This window comes from Flavihumibacter profundi, from assembly GCF_020076305.1.
Classification (GTDB): domain Bacteria; phylum Bacteroidota; class Bacteroidia; order Chitinophagales; family Chitinophagaceae; genus Flavihumibacter; species Flavihumibacter profundi.
Window position 1 is genome coordinate 301433 of record NZ_JAIQXE010000004.1, and the last position, 21965, is coordinate 323397.

General features: G+C 41.4%; 13 protein-coding genes. 3 read left to right on the forward strand and 10 right to left on the reverse strand.

What is annotated here, in order from left to right; genetic code table 11:
* Positions 1-15: 15 nt before the first annotated feature.
* The 3 genes from LAQ65_RS19635 to LAQ65_RS19645 form a co-directional block, all read right to left on the reverse strand.
* Entirely contained in the window at positions 16-2907 is a 2892-nt protein-coding gene (locus LAQ65_RS19635; protein ID WP_224118718.1) for a PVC-type heme-binding CxxCH protein, read from the reverse strand.
* A 13-nt stretch (positions 2908-2920) separates the two neighbouring features.
* Complete coding sequence (locus LAQ65_RS19640; RefSeq protein ID WP_224118719.1) at positions 2921-3799, reverse strand: sugar phosphate isomerase/epimerase family protein; 879 nt, start codon at positions 3797-3799, stop codon at positions 2921-2923.
* Between the two features lie 384 nt (positions 3800-4183).
* Positions 4184-5551 (reverse strand): neutral/alkaline non-lysosomal ceramidase N-terminal domain-containing protein, encoded by a 1368-nt coding sequence (locus LAQ65_RS19645; RefSeq protein WP_224118720.1) that lies wholly within the window; start codon positions 5549-5551, stop codon positions 4184-4186.
* A 158-nt stretch (positions 5552-5709) separates the two neighbouring features.
* Between LAQ65_RS19645 and LAQ65_RS19650 the strand changes: the two genes are divergently transcribed.
* Positions 5710-6387, forward strand: coding sequence for a DsrE family protein (locus LAQ65_RS19650; protein WP_224118721.1), 678 nt, complete (start codon positions 5710-5712; stop codon positions 6385-6387).
* A 335-nt stretch (positions 6388-6722) separates the two neighbouring features.
* On the opposite strand, the gene LAQ65_RS19655 is transcribed toward LAQ65_RS19650, so the two are convergent.
* The 7 genes from LAQ65_RS19655 to LAQ65_RS19685 all read right to left on the reverse strand — a co-directional run bounded on the left by LAQ65_RS19655 (position 6723) and on the right by LAQ65_RS19685 (position 17937).
* Positions 6723-6890 (reverse strand): hypothetical protein, encoded by a 168-nt coding sequence (locus LAQ65_RS19655; protein WP_224118722.1) that lies wholly within the window; start codon positions 6888-6890, stop codon positions 6723-6725.
* 716 nt (positions 6891-7606) lie between these two features.
* Positions 7607-10006, reverse strand: coding sequence for a hypothetical protein (locus LAQ65_RS19660; RefSeq protein WP_224118723.1), 2400 nt, complete (start codon positions 10004-10006; stop codon positions 7607-7609).
* A gap of 15 nt (positions 10007-10021) precedes the next feature.
* The gene (locus tag LAQ65_RS19665) at positions 10022-11221 is read right to left on the reverse strand and encodes a DUF4249 domain-containing protein (protein ID WP_224118724.1); all 1200 of its coding nucleotides are present in this window, start codon (positions 11219-11221) and stop codon (positions 10022-10024) included.
* Between the two features lie 9 nt (positions 11222-11230).
* Complete coding sequence (locus tag LAQ65_RS19670) at positions 11231-14011, reverse strand: TonB-dependent receptor (protein WP_224118725.1); 2781 nt, start codon at positions 14009-14011, stop codon at positions 11231-11233.
* Between the two features lie 39 nt (positions 14012-14050).
* Positions 14051-14800, reverse strand: coding sequence for a hypothetical protein (locus LAQ65_RS19675; protein ID WP_224118726.1), 750 nt, complete (start codon positions 14798-14800; stop codon positions 14051-14053).
* A 92-nt stretch (positions 14801-14892) separates the two neighbouring features.
* Entirely contained in the window at positions 14893-16017 is a 1125-nt protein-coding gene (locus LAQ65_RS19680) for an N-acetyltransferase (protein ID WP_224118727.1), read from the reverse strand.
* Between the two features lie 39 nt (positions 16018-16056).
* The gene (locus tag LAQ65_RS19685) at positions 16057-17937 is read right to left on the reverse strand and encodes a T9SS type A sorting domain-containing protein (RefSeq protein WP_224118728.1); all 1881 of its coding nucleotides are present in this window, start codon (positions 17935-17937) and stop codon (positions 16057-16059) included.
* A gap of 285 nt (positions 17938-18222) precedes the next feature.
* Here LAQ65_RS19685 and LAQ65_RS19690 point away from each other — a divergent pair, with 285 nt between their 5' ends.
* Positions 18223-19146, forward strand: a complete 924-nt coding sequence (locus tag LAQ65_RS19690) for a ThuA domain-containing protein (RefSeq protein ID WP_224118729.1) — start codon at positions 18223-18225, stop codon at positions 19144-19146.
* The gene (locus tag LAQ65_RS19695) at positions 19146-21962 is read left to right on the forward strand and encodes a DUF6797 domain-containing protein (protein ID WP_224118730.1); all 2817 of its coding nucleotides are present in this window, start codon (positions 19146-19148) and stop codon (positions 21960-21962) included. The genes LAQ65_RS19690 and LAQ65_RS19695 overlap by 1 nt, the downstream gene beginning before the upstream one ends.
* The last annotated feature ends 3 nt before the right edge of the window (positions 21963-21965 follow it).

Here is a 21965-nt window from a genome sequence, read left to right on the forward strand (position 1 = left end):
CCCACTGATATCCTGCTATTCCCTGTTTTGCTTTTTTACCGCAGACAAAAAAGCGACAATATCTGCAAGGTTTTTTTCTGTTAACGCTAATGTTGCAGGATCAGGCATCAGGCTTTTTTCCTGCTTCTCTTTTGAACTTATTTTATCCTTTGTAAATACATGTTTATTGCCGGCAATATCCTTAATCACCAGGTTCTGCTTATTCTCTGAAATCAGGAAACCAAAAACTGATTCCCCGTCTTTTGTATTCACCAGCCAGGGTTCATAACCGAAAACAATGGCTGCGCTTGGGTTGATGATGGCGTCCAGCAAGGCCACTTTATCAAATTTCTTTGCGATGCCGGTAAGTTCCGGACCAATACTATTTCCAGTTACACCAACACGGTGACAAGTACTGCACTTGTTTACAAATACCATCCGTCCACCTGCTGTATCCCCGGGCATCTTCGTTATGCTATCAATAGAAAAAATTTTGTCTGCACCAGATCGCTTTAAATACTTACCGGCCTGGACCCTAATGGATAAATCGGGGTTTTTAAATATCCGTTCCTGTACTGCAGGCAATAAAAGTGCGGGGAATTTGTTTTCTGCCATCAGGCCAATCAATAATTGCGCACCAATGGAATCACCTGCCATTTCCCCGGCACGCCAGCTTCGTTCATCTTTTGACTGGTTTTCATCCAGGATGATCCGCCGGTTTACTTTCATAGCAGCGAGTTTTCTTTCATAAGCAGTGTTGAGATGCACTGCTGACCAGTTAATCAAAGGGAACCAGTCATTGCTTTGCCTGAAGGCAACCCAATACAAAGCCTGCTCTTTGTCTTCTGTCCTGGTTGATTTAGCCAGGTTAATCATTTCCCCGACAGCCTTTTTATCATTGATAAATGCCAGCGCCGTAATCATCTTTTTCCTTTCGGCAGAAGGTAAAGCAGTATCCCTTGCCCTTTCCACGATATCGGGTATACTATTTACAGGATGAAGCCGCCAGGCAAAATCGGCCATGGCTTTATTCCATTGCAGCGGAGAAGTATTTTCGCCGGTGATTCTTTTCAATTCAGTATACCAGGTGGCCGCATCTGCATCCATTGCGCTCCCCAGGGCTTCCAGGTACCACCTGTCATTGCCGTCATACTGTTCAGCCAGTGATAGTAGTATCTCTTTTTTTTCAGCCAGCGGCAAATCCCTTAAGGCAATAGCCACTTCCCTCCTAACAAAAGCTGACGTATCTTTTGACAGTTGTTTTGCATATAACATCATGCTATCACTAACCTGCCGTAAGGCCCTGAACGCGGTCGCACGAAGTAATTCATCCGGACTATTTAAGACCTGTACAACTTCATTTCTTCCGGGTGCGCCCATTTGCGACAACAACCAAACTGCCCTTGCCTGAACAAAGGGATTTTTATCCTGCAGTAATTTTTTCACTGGTGCAATGGCAGCCGGCCCTTGTTTTTTCACTTGCTCAAAAGCTATATTGCGTACATTAACCGCTGGATTTTTGAGTGCTGAAACCTGTCCTTCAATAGTCTTAAAATCAATTATGGGATTAGAAAGTTTTTTATTTTTAGGGGTGATCCGGTATATCCTGCCATAACCAATACTATCTTTCATCTGGTGCCCACCAACCACAGGGTCGTACCAGTCTGCTATATACATTGCACCATCCGTTCCAATGGTGACATCAGACGGGCGGAACCATTTTTCCTTACGTGCATTTTCGGTTGTATCATTCCACACATAACCAACATTATCATCGGTAAGTGAGGTAACAAAATTCTCCCGCTTTCCTAAATCATAGCCAGACCATTTCAAAGTCGGGTGATAGCCAAAAACAACGTTCCTGCCTGCATCAGCGCTAAACAAAATTCCCAGGTATTTATCACCCAGGGCATCGCTTTCATACCGCACAATTCCTGTAGGTGCGCCAGCGCCGGACCGGTCGCCGGCTGGCATAATCCCTGGGTCATCCTGGTGCCAGTGCGCGGTAAAAATATCCTGGTCGGGCCGCTGGTCTGCCTGCCAGTACCTGGTACCATCAGAGCTGAAATAACCTGCATTACCTCCTTCCATTAACCAGGTTGTGCGGCAGGTTACAACCTGGTCATCATTATCGTTTTGCCAAAGGTTTCCATAAGAATCTGTAACCACTTCATACGAATTCCTGAAATTGTGGCCCAATACTTTCAATGCGCTTCCATCGGGATTAATGCGCAGGGCCAGTCCACCGACCCAAACCCGCCCGTCATCACTTTTACGGTTACCTTCATTCACTGTATTGTAAGGAGACCCGCCTGTATACAAACTGCCCGACCTTAAGGTCCAGCCGCTTTTATCGGTAACCGTATGCGGACCTGCATTACCTACATTAAAATACCATTTACCGTCCGGGCCCGCAGTTACTGAATGCAGGGAATGATCATGGTCTTTGCCACCAAAACCTGTTAATATAATTTCTTTTTTGTCAGGTTTATCATCACCATCTTCATCAGTATAAATGATAAGGTTGGGTGAACAGGAAACAATGACTTTATTACCGATAACCGCAATGCCAACCGGGGAAACCAAATCCCTGTCCTGTACAAAAACCTTTGCGGTATCTGCTTTCCCGTCGTTGTTGGTGTCTTCCAGGATCATTACCCTGTCGCCAGGGATATGATGCAGGAACTTTGTTGAGTCATTGTTGAAGTTGCGGTAATTAACCGCTTCAGTAACCCAAATCCTGCCCTTACTGTCTGCATCCATATTTGTCGGATTATACAACATGGGGGATTCGGCCCATAGGGTCGCCTCAAGATCATCGGGAAGGTATAGCTGGGGTTTTTCAATGGCAACTGATGGAGAACTGCACTGTGACAATACAGCACAGAAAATTACCAATACTGCTATGGATACCCATTTAATCTTCATGTAGTTGAAATTATCAAACCGTTTTTGCGAAAATATTTTGTAAAAACCGGAGGTTGTGTTGGTAGCTTTCAATTGTGCCAGCCCCGTCCGGCATAGCCCATTCAATCTGCATCCATCCATCCCCGTAATATCCTTTTTCATAAACAGCATTGCCAATTGCCTGCCAGTCGAGAGTTCCCTGTCCGAGCAGGAAGCCATTCTCTTTCATATGCAGTTCGCAAACGATATCCTTACTGAGCTTCTTAAATTCGGCTACCGTGTCGAAACCAGCATCTGCCGTATTACGGAAATCATAATACACTTTTATATTTTTTGACCCGACACGGTCTATAATTTCCATATGCTCATCAGCATTAAGGTAAGACTCGATACCGAGTATTATACCATTTTTTTCGGCATGGGGTGCCACTTTTTTCAAGCGGCTGATGACTTCCTTTTTACCAGCGGTGTCGTTGCGCAGGTCGTTATTGCCAAAAAAAGCCAGTAGTACCACAGGTGCTTTAAGGTTCCTGGCTACATCCACACTATCCCATACCCATTGTTCTGTTCTGGGATCTGATTTGTAAGGTATATTATTCAGCTCACCAATAGCAATACTCGAAATTTTTATACCGGTTTCTCCGGAAGCAGCAATGTATTGCTCCTGGATGTTGGTTTGCCGAAGGTGCAGGTTATCACTTTCGGAACCCATGTTCACCATTATCCCATCAAGCCCGATTTTCCTGGCCACTTCAAAAGCGGCGGGGTCACTGCTTTTACCCAGGCTCCAGTCGCAGGCGCCGATATGGAATTTCCCTTTCCCGTTTGAAGTAGCCCAGCTCGTTGGAAAACCACTCGCGGCATAAGCTGCCAGCAAGGCCGATTGTTTAATTAATGAACGCCGTGAAAGCATAGATTTTTATTGAGCTTTTAATTTACAGATAATACGGTTGCTGGTATACTATATGATGAAGAAAATTCTTCCCGATAACCTAATGTTTTTTTAACTTATTAAAGGTTATGCAGATTATGCTCCATAAAACGGAATAGGGAAAATCACCTGCACTTAAAATCAATAAACTATGGGGCAAGAAAATCATCCTGGGGTTATATCCCAAAGCCGTTCATCTGTGTGCTATTTTTCCTGATGGCTAAGTTGCTGCAAAAAAATCAGCCTTAATGATCAGTTATTACATCAAACCGCTGAGAGGATTGCCGGTGGATGTTTTTTAACCGTTGCATGTTTTTTAATCTTCCTGAGCCTGAGACAGTTTTTGCAAAGCAGGAATACCTGGGATTACTTATTTTTTTCCTGGCCAGGAACTGCACCAACCTGTTTCATCACCTGCTCAATAGCTATTGTTATCCTGGCTTCCACATCATCGGCAAAAGGACCCGGAAACCCATAATAAATCATGCTATCCTCGGGCTCATAACCACCCTCTTTCAGGATTCTCTTATTAGGAATATAACAATCCACCTTATTGCAATAGCCGGCGACAAAAAGGTTTTCCCTTGAAAATTTTGCTTTTGTTTGTAAAGCATAATCCACAACTACCTCATCACTCAGGGCCAGGATAGTAAAATCTTTATTAAATCTCACCGCCTGTATAGGATAGACATAAGTATCCACTTTCCAGCCCTTGTTATAGGATTGTAACATCAGTTTTGCCCTTCTTTGCAAGTATTTGTTATCTCCGACCATATCCTGCTGGTATTTTGCCAGGTCAAATGGCTTAAACGCCAGGGGAATTGTTGTGTTTGCTGTTTGGATTGGCGCCCGCACTTGTTTCATGTTTCCATTCAGCACTTCCTGAACAACCCCGGCTAGGGAGTTCCCATGATCCCTGGCATTTTGCAGTGTACTGCGGGGTTCCGGATTCTGGTCACCTGCACAACCCAGCATAAACAAGGCAATGGCACCCGGATTATTTTGCTCAATGGCTAATTGGGCAAATCCCGCATAATCGCCACTTATCAATTGGTATTCGTCTACAATTGTTGTGTTATGGCAGGCATAGCCAAATAATACAGCCCTGGTCCTGCCTTCCGGGGAAACCACTTTCATTACTGGTACATCATGGTCAACAGGGCCGTTCGGATGAATCTGGTTTCGCCTGTTGATGGCAAATCCGGCATCCCCATGACCGCTGTACAATAAGGCCGGCGATAAATTAGCCATGGCAGAATCGATGACCTTAACTAAATTCAAAATGAGCTGATGGCCATAAGCTGACACCCTTTTTTGGTCGGCTGGTTCCAGTTCGTAAACAACATCAAGGCAAGGCCAGATAACCGGACCAGTATGTGTATGCGAAGAATTAAAGAGCAGCTGGGATTGGTTAACGGAGTATTTAGCCTGAACCTGCCGGGTAACTTCTTCAATTATTTCATGCGATAAACCAAGAACATCGACAGTCACAATAACAATTTTCTTTGCCGGGCTTTCTTCTATTACAAGAGCTTTAGCCCATAGTGCATGCACAATTCCTTCGGCTGGTTTTTCCCTGCTGGCATATCCTGATAACCAAATAGGCAATTCAGGAGTTATATCCACCTTCGCCATTCCAGCCCTGACAGCTTGTGCAGAAGCATCAAAAACAACCACCATTCCGAGGATATAGTAGCTTAAAAAAAGAATCATTTTACTTTTTGCAGATTGCATACACCTAAAATTTAATAGCCGGGTAACAAGAAAAAAGTCTACTTAAATATCAGAGAATTTACAGAAAAACTTTTATGCAATGCCGTTTTATTAAATCTGGCTACATTCCTAAACCTAAACTGCCAGAATTGCTTATATTACCTGTTAATAATCTTTGTATGAAAAAAATTATTCTTCTGCTTTTTGTTTGCCTGCACTATATGTTTAGCTTCTCACAATCTGCAGATATTGATAGCGCCCTTAATGCCATAAACTTTCAAAAAGATAGTGCTTTCCGTGCCAGTATGCATGCTGATTCAGTAAGGATTAATAAAGAGTATAAGAAAAAAGCCAACGAAGCAAAAATCAGGAGCCAGTTGCAATACCCTGCAATAAACGGTGGGGAAAATTCAGGGATTGTACCGGTAAAAGACCCGACAGAAATTCCTGACCCAAACCTTGATTATAAATTACTGTTTGAATTAACCGCTAATAACCCTGATTCGGCCGTCAATGAAATTAATTATGGACTGGCAGAGGTTGCCAGGGTAATTAACCTTCATGTTGCATCTGGTATACCTTTGAAGAAAATTTTCCCCGTAATTGTTGTGCATGCAGGCGCCCTGAATGCAATTACCAATAACGCCTTTTACCAGGAACGATATAAAATGGATAATCCTAACCTGAAACTAATAGATGACCTAAGGAATATTGGCACTAAGTTTATTGCATGCGGACAGGCTTTGGCATTTTTTGATATTAAACGGGAAGCCCTGCTGCCCACAGTGAAAGTATCACTGACTGCACAAACCGTTTTATCATCCTACCGGCTAAAGGGCTATTTAAAGTATTGGTAGTAGCCTGCTATTTTTTACAAATTTATTTTCAGGGTTACAGCAGGCTGTGATTTTACCAGAACGCCATCCTGCCTGGGAAAAAATAACTCCTGGTTTTTAAAACTTATTGCTGCAGCCTTCTTTGCATTATGGGAAGAACTGATAAAAAACGGGATACTGCCTAATGCAGTGCAGGCACCTGCTAAAAACATTATACCGCCTGTGTTAGTTTGACTGTCTCCTTCGTAAAGCCAAAGAGATTGGTTGAAGACAATTACACCCGCAATACCCACGGCTAACCCACCACCCAGCATCACCCAGGCAACCGTTTTCTGGTTTTTGCTTTTCTTCAGGTACTAGTCTTTCAGTGTTGCCGAATCAATAAAATTCCCTGTATTCATTCCGGCATAAAAGGAAGTCCTTAACGAAGCTTTTGAAATAGTGTTATAATCAATTTGCTGCTGGGCATTAACGAAGTTACTTGCCAATAACAGGCCCATGACAAACATTAAAATATCTTTCATAGTCATTCATTATAATTAGACACTCCAAAAATAAATTGCAATAGCGATGGGGGCTGTGATGGCCGTCAAGCAATTCCCTGATACTTGTCACTTCAGGTTAATGCCTGCGAGCTATGCAACCTCTTCTCCATATCACTCCGGCCAACAGGCTGTATGTTAGCTAAATAATTTATTGTACGGGATTCCAGTTATAGGGAAGAAGTTCCTTGATTTTCCTGGAACAGTCCCCTTTGCTTCCTCAATACTACCTCTTTGGGTCCTCTTTGGATCCTCGGCCCCCGAGGTCTTTCCGAGGACCCAAAGAGGACCCAAAGAGGAGGCAAAGAGGTGTTTTCGAGGTAAAATAGACATTCATCACAGGAATGAGTACAGCCCGTCACAGGAATGAGTATAGACCGTCACATAATTAAAGGAAAATAGTGCTTGTGGCTTGATTTTTGGTCGCGTGGCTACAGCCTGAAGCATGTTGGGTAGTATCCCACCAGCCAACCTGCTGTTGGGTAAAAATGAAATCTTGTGTTGGCAAATCACATGAATGGTGAGGGTTTTCGCAAAAGGGATTTAAAAACCATACGGTATGGAAGGGGGCGGGATATTTTGCTATCAGGGAAATGTCGGGGAATTAAGAAAGTGATTTAATTAAAAACGGAACTGAATGTCCGTTCTATTGAATACAGATTTCACCGGTAATGTTGTTTTTGTAGTTTGGGAAGCATTTAAGGTTTCTTAACATCAAAATAAACCACTTTACTTCCAGTCTTCCCATCTGCTGTCAGTCCCTGAATAACTACTGCATATTTTCCATGTATATCAGAACTATAAAAAACAATTTCCTGTTTACCATTTTTATTGGTTTTAACCTCAGGATTCCAATACAATAAATTCCTGAAATCTGGCAACCTGCCATCGACCTGTTGTTGCGTTTCATAAACCGGCGAATAAAATTCCCTCTGCATTTGCAATCCTTCATAATCAATTACAACAGCGTGTGGATCAATTTCATATCCCTCCAGGTTACCTGAGTAAGTCACAAAATTAACTATTCCCTCAAAAGCGGTATTGCCAAGGTAATACCTATTCGAAACGACTTCCAGTTTTCGTATCTTTAAAGGGTCATAATTCAGGAATTTATTCATATCAAATACAGGTACCCCATCAATCAATACTAAAGGATCTGCTTCAAAATAAACTACTCCTGCCCCGTTTAAAACATGCAGGTGAAATTCACCATTTTTCTTCCTTACATTAACCTGCACTACATATTCCCGCAATACCTCTTCCATGGTTGTGAACCGAACATAATTATCCAATAGATAGGTTGCATCAGGTTTATAATAAAAAGCTGTTGTATCGACATTGGGATACGCAAATAATTTCTGTTTACTCCCATTGTACGCACCCTGCACCTGCAGGCCAATATTATGGTTAGCCAATGCGCCGGCAGGTAATTTTAACAATGAGAATCCAGGAAGACCAGAGCCTGAATATTTTTCAGAAAATGGCTTCACTATCTCAATATTATAAATACTGTCAAGCCGGCTATTTGTCTGAACAATAACCTCTCCTCTATTATAAAAATCTGCCAGTTCAAACTTTATATGGCCCTCATTATCGCTTACAGATGAGCGGAATTGTGTTCTTGTACCGGGTACAGATAAATAGCAATTAACCAGTTTTGCCGGCAAACCAGTAACCGTATTTGTTATATTTCCCGTAACAATATGACCTGTATATTCGGGAATAAATTCAAACATGGATTTCTTTTGCTGAAGAATATCTTCCCAGCGGAACCTGCGCCAGCCAAGGGTCAGCATGAGGTTATCTATTGCTTCTCCTGTGCCAACGCCATTACTATTAAAATAAAATCCGGGAGATTCTATTTTTCCTTCCAGGTCAGAACTTAACCACAGATAATTGTTTATATCAATATCACTTATTCCCTGCAGGGAATCAATTAGATAAACTGCCATGGACATATTGGCCAGAACCGGTTTCCCATCATTGCCAACAGATGAAATATCTACTTTTATTTTTTTTCGTAAATCATAGCCCGGCGCATCTAAAGTCGCACCTGCCTGAAAAATTTGCTGAGGGTATTTAAAATATAACCGCTCGCATACGGGCCTTCTTTTCTCATCGAAAACCGTTAAATGATTAATACCATCCCCCAATTTGTTTTTATTGATCAAAAATATCGCAGCGCCATCCTGAATTCTGCCGCTTAACGACAACTTTACAATACTCCGGGTGTGCGCAAACAGGTATACTCCGGATGATAAGGAATTTCCGGATGGTTGCTGAACTGTAATTTTAATTTGGTTACTATCCGCTTCTTCGAGGTGCATGACATAGCCATTATTAAAGGCTGCCGGCAATTCCTGCACAATTTTCTTTCCATTTGAAAATGTCAAAACAGCTTTATAAGTCTGGCCCATTTCAGGTGTCAGCATAAAATTGCCGATACCGAATTTTAGCGGTTCACATTTTACAATAGTATCGGCTTTATTATTAAGGATAACGCCCTCACATTGTGCACCCTTGCCAGCCTGGTCTACTACCCTAAAAGCAATTTTGCTCTGGATACCATTAACAAGATTGCCCCCTTCAGGAAAGAATTTTACATCAAAGCTATCTTTTTGCACAGGCGGTTCATCAACATATATTTTTTGGGAATTAACAATTGTAACTGGTTTTTCAAAGAAATAATCAGCTCCAAAGTTTTTCATCCAATTAGTGTAGGCACGTAGCTTATAATTGCCCGAAATCAAAGAGAAAGGCAAATACAAAGAACCGTTACCAAAACCTTCTGATATTGATATTTTAGCCTGCAATACAGGCTTGTTTTTAGTATCAAGTACTTCTACATAGGCCACTTTACTTATTCCAAGCGGAGCATGAAAAAAGGCATCTACAGCATATATTTTAAACCAGCAAATTTCCCCGGCCAGGTAAAATTCCTTGTCAGTATGCAAATAAATCTTTTCCTGTAACTGATTTTGCCGGTATGCGTCAAACTGACTTTGCAATGAATCCTGCATAGTTGTTTGTGCAAGCATATGCATTACAAATAAATTTGTAAAAATAAATACAGAAAACATTTTGGCAGCGTAGGTCATAAATAATTTTTATACTTACCTGGGCCAGAAAGATGGCCTGGTAGTGGTACCACCATTCATTGTACAATCCACACACTTCGGATCAGCCGCCATAAAGGTTACAATCCCGGTTGGACAGGGGCCATTTACACAGGGAGGTACACTAGTAGGAATTAACCCTATTCCACTTGCTTTGATTGCTGCACTTGTATTATCAAGAGTATCCTGTTTGCAAAATGGCTCTTCATAATTCCAATCGGGTACTTCTTTATTACTTATAAAGATCCTCTTTTCCTGGAAAGGGCAAATAGTGACATATCCAATAACCAGCTCGCTGGAATTGCTGACACAATGGATATTACCAATAAGCTCAGAAGGCTGTGCATCAAAAACAGATCCTGTTTTCTCTGTATTTTTTTTCATTCTTTCCAGGAATTCGTAACCCTCCTTGCTCCAGCTGTATTGTTTTACATTAATGCTATACAAAACACTCAATTTATCAGAACCAGGTGGAATAAATACAATTGGGTGGTGAACTACATCTTTACTAAGTTTAGCTGTAGAAGCGATTAAGATGCCGGAAGATGGATTGTTTTGCCAGCAATAATATAAACTGGAATCATATAAACCCGTGTTGTAAGGAAACCGGAAAACAACATTATATTCATTTTCCCCCGATGGCAGGGTTGTTATTTCATATTTTAACGTTGACCCCAAAACTGAATGATACTCCCAGGTTTCTGAATATTCCCACTGGTAGTAACGGGTACTATCCTGTGGGTCATGTGTGTCAACATATAACTGCGCCCCATTCATCTGGGCGCCGCTGTTTTCCCTTTTCCAGTTGATGCTGTCAATAGGGGGATTATTTTTTACGGCGGTGTAATCCGAAAGGTATTCTTTATCTTCTCTTGTTTTTATTCTTAGCCGGTATTTTATGTTGCCGTCTAAATTCAGGCCGGAAATTGTGTACCGGCCTTCAGGTAATCCCGTAAGTATATGTAAACTATTATCTTCACCCTCTATCATTACCTGCGCACCAGATTCAAATTGAATATTCCTGTTATCCAACTTAGTGGTTCGGCTTAATGTTATGTTAGTAGCACCCGGACCGCTGTTAATGGCTCCTTCAACTACCAGGTAGCCAGTTTCCGGGGAAATTACCGGCGATTCATATTTTTCCTTACAGCCTTCCACTGCCAGTAAAACAAATGCGCAAAAAAATAAATTTCTCATGCTATTGTATTAAAACCTGATATTAAAATTGACGTATGGTATGGCATTCCCAAATATGGAAAGTTTATACCCATTAATGTTCCCGTTTTCAGAAACATAGTAAACAGAATAAGCATTCTTCCTTCCTGTCAAATTATATACGCCTATCGTCCATGAATTATGTGTTTTTTGATACAATTTATGATTGCCTTCAATGTTCATCGAAAAATCGGTACGGAAATAATCCGGTATCCGATACGCATTCCTGTCTGCATATAAAGTGCGATAAGAACCTCCAAAATAAAATACCCCCATCGGGAGTGTAATCGGCCGGCCAGTGCTGTATGTGGCATTAAGGGAAATACTAAACCGATGGCTGAAACGGTAATTGCCGATTAGTGTTATATCGTGTGGTTTATCATAATTTGATGGATACCACATCCCGTTATTGATGGTTTCCCCGGCTAAGGGATCATCCATTTTTAAAAACACTCTCGACCAGGTATAACTGATCCATCCATTTAATTTGCCTGATAATTTCTTAACAAGAACCTCCACGCCATATGCTTTCCCCCTGGTACCAAAAACATCTGTTTCAATATGATGGTTCATCACCAATTCAGCACCGCTTTTATAATCCAGGTAGTTATACATATTTTTATAGTATACTTCAACCGATGTTTCGATAGTATTGGATTTGAAATTCTTATAAATACCTAATGAGATTTGATTACCATGTTGCGGTTTTATATTGGCATCGCTTAATTTCCATATATCAGTAGGTGCCATGGCTGCCGTATTGGACAGTGAATGAATATACTGCTGCTGTGTATTATATCCTGCCTTGATTGAAAAACTATCATTAAAAGCATACCTCAATGAAACCCTGTATTCCGGCGCACCATAGGTTTTAATTATTTCACCTTTTGGATAGGAAACCGTACTTATCATATTACTTTCTGTCCTGGGCAACCCCGGTGCATAGGTATTTACAGTTTGTGGTCCCAGGTAATTGAATAAACTATACCTTAATCCTCCATCAAGAGCAAAGGACCTGGTTATACTATAATGGTCACTGACGTATACTCCGCTTTCTAATGCCTGCTCAGCGGGAATTTCGTCTGGCACTAATAATGAACTTTTCCCTATTGGCAGATAAGAACCGGGATGCAGTTTATAATAAATTGAATTTATTCCGAAGTCGATGGTATGTTTATTGCTGAAGTAATAATTAAAATGTGCCTTAAGGTAAGCCTGGTTAATATCAAAGCCCAGTTCATTAGCGGTTTCCGGCACTTTTTTACTTGATATATTATAGGCATAATTGTCATATCCAACTGAAATGACGCTATTCAGTTTATTATTAAAAATATGCTTCAGCTTCACAGAAACGTTCTTATTTCCGTATCCATAAAGTGTATCACTGTTCAGATTAAACCGGTCATTACTTATATAACCACTTAAGTAGAGGGTATTTTTCTTGTTAAACTCATGTGTAATACTAAGGTTTACATCATAAAAGGAGGCCTTACTGTTTTTATATTGATCCGGCAACAGGTTTAACAGCCAGTTCGCATAAGTTGTACGTCCTCCTATTATAAATGAAGATTTGTCTTTTACCAAAGGGCCTTCTATATTCAGCCTGCTCGTCAGTAACCCAAGACCTGCAGAACCAGTAAATTTTTTATTATTCCCTTCCCTGCTGTTGACCGCCAGTACCGAAGATAACCGACCGCCATAACGTGCAGGAATGCTGCTTTTAAATAATTCAACATCCTTAACCACTTCAGGATTAAATGCTGAAAACATCCCAAAGAAATGTGAGGGATTATAAATAGTTCCTTCATTAAATAAAATCAGGTTCTGGTCTGCGGAACCGCCCCTTACATTTAATCCCGTACTCGCCTCGCCAACTGTTTTTACTCCAGGCAGTGTCGTTACAGCCCTTAAAATATCAGCTTCACCAAATACTACAGGCACTTGCTTAATGGCTTTAATATCCATTTTAAGGAGACCCATCTGCGTGCTTTTTACATTGCTTCTCTTTTCCGCAGAAATAACAACACCCTTTAGCGACATTACTGTTCCCTGCAAATCAATATTCATCTTCCCATCACTATATATTGCAATTTGACGCCTTGTATCTTTCATGCCTATACTCTGTATATTCAATATATGACGGCCCTTTGGCAACGAAAGGGAATAGTATCCATATTGGTCTGTTGTAATACCTATTTTCGGTTTTTCAATATATACTGATGCCCCTGCGATTGCTTCGCCTGTTTTTGCATCCCTTACATAACCGGCAATGGTTACAACTGTTTGCGTATTATTTACAGATTTATCGCCAACAACATAAAGCTTGTTTTCTAGTCCGGCTATTTGTCCGGGACCCATTTCTTCTTTTCCTGTAGTGTCAATTATACCTGGTTGCTGAGGTTTATTTTTATCCTTCCGGCCTGTAATAAAAAAATCGCGGGGAAGCACCAGATTAAGCGCCTGTCCCTTAGTAATAAAAATATGCCCCTGATCATCTATCGCATATTTTAAATCTGTCCCGGCAAATGCCTGGTCCAATACTTTTCTTAATGGCTGGTGGTTTGCGGTAATATTTATGATAACACTGTCAAGTTGTGCAGTATCGAAATAAAAATGAAATCCGGTTTGCTTTTCCAACTGGCTGATAAATTCCCTGGCAGGTATATTTTTAAATTCAGCAGTAACAGGAAACGAAGTATCCGATTGGCCAAAAGACTTCAGGCAAAATAAAATACCCAAAAAAATAAATACAAATATTTTGCGCTGATTCATGTATTAATATTCATGCATTGGGGATATAGTTAATCTGTTCTATTTTGATGGCTGGTCATAATAGGCAGACACTTTTACAATCAGGCTTTCCTTATCATCACTAAAACTTAAACCATTGCTTTTAATATAGTCCCGGATTTCCTTTTTCTTTTCTTTATAAATATCCAGCAAATCATTTTTCCTGTTAACCAGGTAATATTTGCCATCTTTTTTTATATAGAAATACTGCTTCACTTTTATATATCGAAGTATCCCTTCGTCTGAAGTGATTTCCGTAAATATGGATTTCACTTCCTGCTTAAATACGCTCACATTGCCCTTATACAAAACATTGTAAAATCCTTCTGAACTTAAAATCGGACTGTCCAGGCTGTCTTTAACTATGCGAATGAAGTCCCTGTCAGACAACCTAAACCGGGATATTCTTTCACTGGACAATTGTATCCTTTGAATACCATTCTGGATTATAAGTACATCAGCCACCTCATCATAAAGCATTTGTACATCAGGGTAATAAACATTATCATACACAATTGAACCGCCACTTAATACATCAGTATAAAAAAAAGGATGGCCTTCTTTAAATGTAAAAGGGTATCCCAAAAACTGACGTCCGTTAAACAGCCTGGATTGTTCGCCGATGGATTGTTGAAAAAATACTATTGTATTATTAATAGCTTTCTGGTAAAAAACACTGTCACCTGCTGATAACTGCGCATTTACAAGCTGGGCAAAAATGAAAAATGAAGTAATGAGTAATAATAATCTACTCATAACAAGTCTTTTCATGCAGTAGTTTTTAATTGCCTTATTTCCCCTCTGGTGTAAATATCCTGGCTGAGTTCCTTATGGAAATATAATTCATTAAAACCAGCTTTTTACTATAACAATAACTTAATGAAGCACCTTCTCCTTTTATGGCTTTCCGTTTCATAATACTTCCACAAAGCCTGGATCTGGTGGTTGGTTTCAAGTTCAGGGCTAGCTTCGGCGAAGTGTACACCATTTTTTATGTATGAAAGATTGATTTCATTCATTATAATTGCATTCACTCCTTTATTTTGTAAATCAGGTCTCACGGCAACCAGGTACAAATCTGCTAAAGTGTTCTTTTTAAGGGCCAGCAACAAATACAAAAATCCTAATGGGAAAAGTTTTCCATTTGCTTTTTGCAAAGCCCTGGACAGCGAGGGCATTGTGATCCCAAAGGCAGCCAGCTTTCCTTCCCTGTCTTTTACAATGGTTACATAATCTGGCCTTATAAAAGAAAAGTATTGGTTTGTGTAGTACTTAATTTGCTTTTCAGTCAATTCAACAACTCCATGGAGATTAGCATAAGCCTGGTTGATCAGTTGGAAAACCTCTGTAGCATAAGGCCGTATCTCCTTTGCCTTATTCACTTTAACTACACTGAGGCCTAATCTCTCTGTTACTATTTTAGCCATCTGCCTGATTTTATCAGGGACTTCTCCAGGCACTTTGATCCTGAATTCTAGCCAATCCACTTCTTTTTTATACCCTAAATCCTGGAGATACGCTGGATAATAAGGGTAATTGTATATTGTAGCAAGCATGCCTAACTGGTCGAAACCTTCAATAAGCATTCCTGCGCGATCCATATCTGTAAAACCCATCGGGCCCTGGATTGCGTCCAGATTCCTGGCTTTACCCCAGTTCTCTACCTCTGTTAACAAGGCGGAAGCTATTTTTTTGTCTTCTTCAAAATCCAGCCACCCAAAACGGATATAGTTTTTTTCCCATTTCCTGATGGAGGCATGATTTATAATACCGGCAATCCTCCCAACTACTTTTTTATTCTTTAAGGCAAGCCAATACCTTGCCTCACAGTATTCGAAAGCAGGATTTTTTTCTTTGCTTAAAGTGGCATATTCATCAAACTGTAACGGAGGCACAAAACAACTGTTGCCTTTATACAGCTGGTAAGGGAATTTTATAAAAGCCTTCAATTCCTTTTTAGTCGTTACCTCTTTTATTTGAATGTCCATGATATTTACTGCATGCGATGTGGGGTTTGGTGCTGCAATTTACCTGGGTCCAACTAAGAATTTCCTGGTTACAACAATGTTCTCTTTACGTATTTGTAGAATATACAAACCTTGGTGCAGGTCAGATACATTCAACCTGAACTGGTTCTGGCCGCTAATGGCACTCACTTTTTTCATGGTTAATTCCCGCCCGGTAAGGTCAATCACCCGAAGTTCAACATCACCGGATTTATCAGCCGGATAATTAATAACCATGGTTTGGTTTACAGGATTTGGATAAATGGAAAAGCCTGTTAAGGTTGTATTATTCATCCAGGCCAATTCTTCCGTTGGACTGGGTGAATTCGGGTTGCTGGCATGTGCTGGAACAGCACCCGCTCCTGCATTAATCGGAATATATTCGAAATTGATCAATGCCAGTCCATTGGAATTTGTAAGAACAGGCACTGCAGTATTGTCGTGCCCCCTGTAACTTATACTAACCGGGTTAGTTGTTGTTCCCGCAACACGGGTGAAATTCACTAAAACATTATTTCCACTAAGAGATACTGAACTTATAGAATAATTTCCGCCATCTAACCTGAACAAACTACTGAGATCACCGTTGATCGTAAAAACCGAGGACTGGTTTTTCAGGGTCAAACTTACCTGGCTGGCAATACCAGGGGAACTGACTGCAGAAAAGGCAGCTGATTGCGGTTCAGGTGATTCAATACTGGCTGGAAATGAATTATCCCGGTATAAATCCCGGAGAATTAAGGGACTCATCCAGTCACCAATATTTTTATATCCGTTTACAAACTTGTAATGGCAATAATTGATATCATCACCATCAAATAACTGGATTGTATTTGCCACACTCAGGGTTTGGATTTCATTTGATTCCTTATCCAGTTGCCTTTGCGCCTCCTGAATCTTCAGGCAGCTGTCAGCACTTGACATGCCGCATCCATACCTAATCTGGATAATATAAAACTTCGATAAACCTGGGTAATCGGCTTTCCAATCTCTGACCAACTCTTTGAAAGCAGCCTTATATTGCTCAGTGGTAAGCTGGATACTGCTAAGGGAGCCCAATACATCAGATTCCCCCTGGTACCAAATTACCCCGCGGATATTTCTTTGCAACCCGGCTTCCCGGATCCTGTTTAAAAGCCTGCCATAATTTGTATTAGGATCAACATGATCAGCATCATTCCTTGAGAAATAAGATATTGGTGCTCCAAGCGCAGCGCCATTAAAAATTGCTATCGGTATTTTTCTTGCTCCAGCAATATTTGAAGCCATCCGCATACCCCACTGGCCAAGGCTTCCGTCAACATCTGGCCAGGAGTTACCCATACCAATAAACCAGGCTTTTGTATATGAACTGGTCGGACTTGCACTTCCGTAAACCCGTACAAAATTACGGTAGGGAGAATTTGCCGGGTCGTCGGCATCATTTTCTGCGGTTAAAGTATACCGCGCATTAGCAGCTGCATTTGACTGTCCCTGGATAATATAGGCATCTCCTGCAACTATATTATCAGCGGACGCGATCAATATCTCTTTGTCCTTTCCTTTATCATTTTTAACACCAACTAGACTGAATGAATAACTGGCCAGTTCTGCTATAATTTCATTATTAAACTCATACACCCCATACCCATGCTCGTTATGCTTAAACTTAATTGTTGTTGTTCTTTGGAGAACATTGTTGCGGTACTGTTTTAGCCTGATTTCCGGATAACCCAAAGATCTCTTTAGCATTCCTGAAATGTGCACATGCGCCCTGTTGGTGACAATATTCCTCGGATACAACTGGTACTCTTTCGGAAAATCAATTACCTGGGCAAGAACCGGTATAGTTGATAGGGTTAAGCATAAGAAAAGTGAAAAGCACCTGATAAAAAGATGATTAGTACGTAGATAAGTCTTCATAGCCATATGTTTCAATAGTTAAGGAAAAATGACAGTAATTGATACTGGCTTAACAAGGAACGACCAGGGTGCTCAGAAGGATATGAATATGTTGCGTCTGTTTCAGGAGTAGATATGTTGGGCAAGTTACCTATTCGACTTCATATTTAAAAGGAACCTCCTTTTTCTTTTACATAAATTGTACTATAATACCGATTATTCCTGTTTTTTTACCCGAAAATCCAATATCACAAGAGAGAGTCAATGGTCGGTTTTTAATCCAATTACATTTTTTATATTCAGCCAATGGACCAGAACAGACGCCGGTTTCTTATAGACACTTCCCTTACTGCAGTTTCCTGCATGATAATGCCTGCTTTAATAGTACCTCGTCCCGAAAAGCCAAAAAAGATCCGCATCCTGGTATGGGATGAAAGGTCCGATGCCCAGAAAGAAGCGTACGATAATTTTATAGGGAATTATATCGCTGACCAACTTAAAAGTCAACCGGAATTTTCAGTAAGCTCCGCGGGGTTGGATGATCCAGAGCAGGGTCTTGCTGAAAGCACACTTGATCAAACCGACCTGTTGATCTGGTGGGGACATGTAAGACAGGATGAGATCACCCCGGAAAAAGGCCGAAGTATTATAGAACGAATAAAATCAGGCACATTATCCCTCATAGCCCTGCATTCAGCTCACTGGTCTACACCCTTCGTACAGGCCATGTATGAGATTACCAAACGGGATGTACTAAAGGATCAGCCTGTTAAGGAATCCGATCTCAGTTTTATAGCCCCGCCCAAACAATTCACAGTTCCGAAATACGATTCCCGGGTAACACCTTATACTATAGAACGCAAGTTCCCCGACGGGCATAAAAAAATTGAAGTGCACCTTCCATTTTGTTGTTTCCCGGCGTATCGGAATGACGGGAAGCCAAGTACCGTCAAAGTCCTGCGAACCGAACACCCTATCATGAAAGGCCTTCCTGAAAGTTTCGTGCTGCCGCAAACCGAAATGTATGATGAGCCCTTTCATATACCCGCGCCTGACCAGGTTTTGTTTGAGGAGTACTGGGCCACCGGGGAATGGTTCCGTTCCGGCATGCTATGGAAACTGGGCAAAGGGAATATCTTTTATTTCCGGCCCGGCCATGAAACCTTCCCCCTATATAAGGAAAAAAATGTGATGCAAATATTAATGAATGCAGCTAAATGGATGGCGTAATGAAATTAACCAGATTCCTGCTTTTGCCTGCCCTAATACTGGTTCTTTGTTTCCGGAGTGCCATTTCTAATGATCCTCCCGACATAGATCATGCAGCTGTCATTAAAAGTTTAAACAAGACTACGCTCGAAAAAGGCAAACAGATTTATGAGAGATCCTGCATTGCCTGCCACGGCGCGAAGGGATCATCTTCTTATCCCCAGGCAAGATCGTTCAGCAGGGATGTTTTGCGTTTTGGCAATAAGCCATACGACATGTGGCGAACGGTGAGCAATGGCGCCGGGCTGATGGCCCCGCAAACCTGGCTTTCACCAGCAGAAAGATATTATGTAATACAGTATATCCGGGAAGCTTTTATGAAGAAGTCTAACCCGGGTCAGTATTTCGAAATTTCGGATGAGTACCTGGCTGGCTTGCCAAAGTCCCAAAGATCTGCCGGCCAGGAATTGGCCACAACAAAAATGGAAGCTTTGAAAGGCTCCCAGAAATATGGACAGGAATGGTTCCGGAACCATAAAAGCAATTATGGCACTGCCATTCACTCCCAATTAAAAGACCATACTACCGCAGCGCTTACCGTACTGCTCGATAATAATGTAAACCTGAGTTATAACCTGCTCCGGATGTGCACTACAGCAGCCTGGCAGGGGGAATTGAACCTGGCCACTACAAAATATAAAAACTATCGCGGAGAAGGACAACCGATTATCCAGGGCAAGGAATTTGAAGGCCTTGGTCTTTGGCAATGGACTTACGGTGACCAAATAGATAGCCTCCAAAAATCAACGGGTAAAAGAGCACCCTTACCCGAAGAATTTCTCGACTACCACGGGCATTATGCCTACAACAAAAACGTAGTACTCTCCTATGCCATTACCGGCAGGGATATACTTGAATTACCACAGGCGCTAAAAATTGATGGTAAAATTATTTTATCGCAGACTTTATATGTATCACCAGGGCAATCGGAACAAAAAATCCAGATTGGCTTCCTGCCAAATGGAAAGCAGGGCAATACAAATGGCATCCAGGCTATAATTAATCCAAAAACCAACCATTTTATAGCCGCAGGATTTATTTCATCGAATAAAGAAATACGATGCGAAGTGGATAACCGGAAAAGGATCGTCCTCACAATTCCTGCAAGCAGTGAATCTATCAGTGTGCAGGTCTTAAGAACAGCAGGAACCGACCATAAAGACCTCCTTTCATTTACGGATTATGTAAAAAAACAAAGGGCAGGAAATGAACCGCCCGTTCTTCAAAAATTGACCAATGGCGGACCGGCACAGTGGACTAAAACCGTAAAAGCTGTTGGGGAACTAAATGCCAACAGGGCGCACTTTGATCCAATTTACAGGGAAGATTCTGATAGAACTGCTCCTAAAAAACTTGTGCCTTTGCCTATCGATTATCCTTATACGATAGACAATATCGGGCTACCGTTCGACAATGCTTACAACGCCTGGATCAGGCCTACCTGCTTAGGATTTAAAAGCAATGGCAGTTTAGTCATTGGTACCTACACCGGCGATGTATGGATAGCCAATGGCATTGACAACACACTTAAAAATATCAGCTGGCAAAGAATAGCAGCGGGACTTTTCGAATGCATGGGACTTAAAATAGTTAATGATAAAATTTATGTAACTACCCGGAACGGGATCGTATTGCTCCATGACCTTAACGGTGACGGGGAAACAGATTTTTATGAGAATTTCCATGGCGACCATGACGTTTCCTCATTTTTCCATGCCTTTAATTTTAGCCTGGAAACCGACAGCCAGGGGAATTTTTATTATGCAAAGCCCGGCGAATACACTGACAATAAAGACCCGGGCAATCTCATTAAAGTTTCCCCCGATGGGAAAAAATGGGAAAGCATCGCCACCGGTTTTCGGGTGAACAATGGTGTTACCATCACACCGGATGACAGGATATTTGTTAGTGATAACCAGGGCAACTGGGAACCGGCCAATAAAATAAACCTAATAGAAAAAGGCGCGTATTATGGATATGTTCCCAATCTTACTGGCGGCAACGAATGGAGCCCCGATGGCAGGAAATTTACAAAAGACGAAGTTACAGATGATGTGATCAGTCCGGATATCGTAAAAGTGCCGGATTCCTTTCACCAACCCGTCATCTGGTTGCCACAGGAATTTGATAACTCGCCCGGTGGTGGTGTGTGGAGCGATAAAAGCTGGGGACCACTGGGGAACCAATTCATTCATACGAGCTATGGAACAGGCTGGATATATTATTTCCTTACACAAAAGGTTGATGATATTACACAGGGTGCGATGGTAGCCCTTCCCTTTCAATTGGACGCAGGCATTCAACGCGCGGCAGTGAACCCTGTCGATAAACAGGTATACGTTACCGGGCTAACGGGTTGGGATGATGCCCAGGCGCTCAAATACGGCGTACTCAGCAGGGTCAGGTATAAAGGGGGTGAAGGCCATTTAATTAAAGATGCACAGGTTGTGCATGGTGGAATCAAATTGACCTTTAATTTCAGGCTGGATGGAACAGATGCCAAAAACCTTTCTAACTATGCAATTTCCCAGTGGAATTATAAATGGACCAGCAGGTATGGTTCAGCCCATTACTCCATCCGGCAACCTGGTACAGAAGGTGAGGATAAACTTCCCGTTAAGGAAGCAACAATTTGCGATGATGGGAAATCAGTGTTGCTGGCTATACCCGATATAGGACCAGCACAAACAGTGCGGCTGAGATTTGAAGTGAAGGGAGAAGACCAGGTAAAAGTGAAAGATTATGTTTACTTAACAATTCATAAAATACCACAATAATAT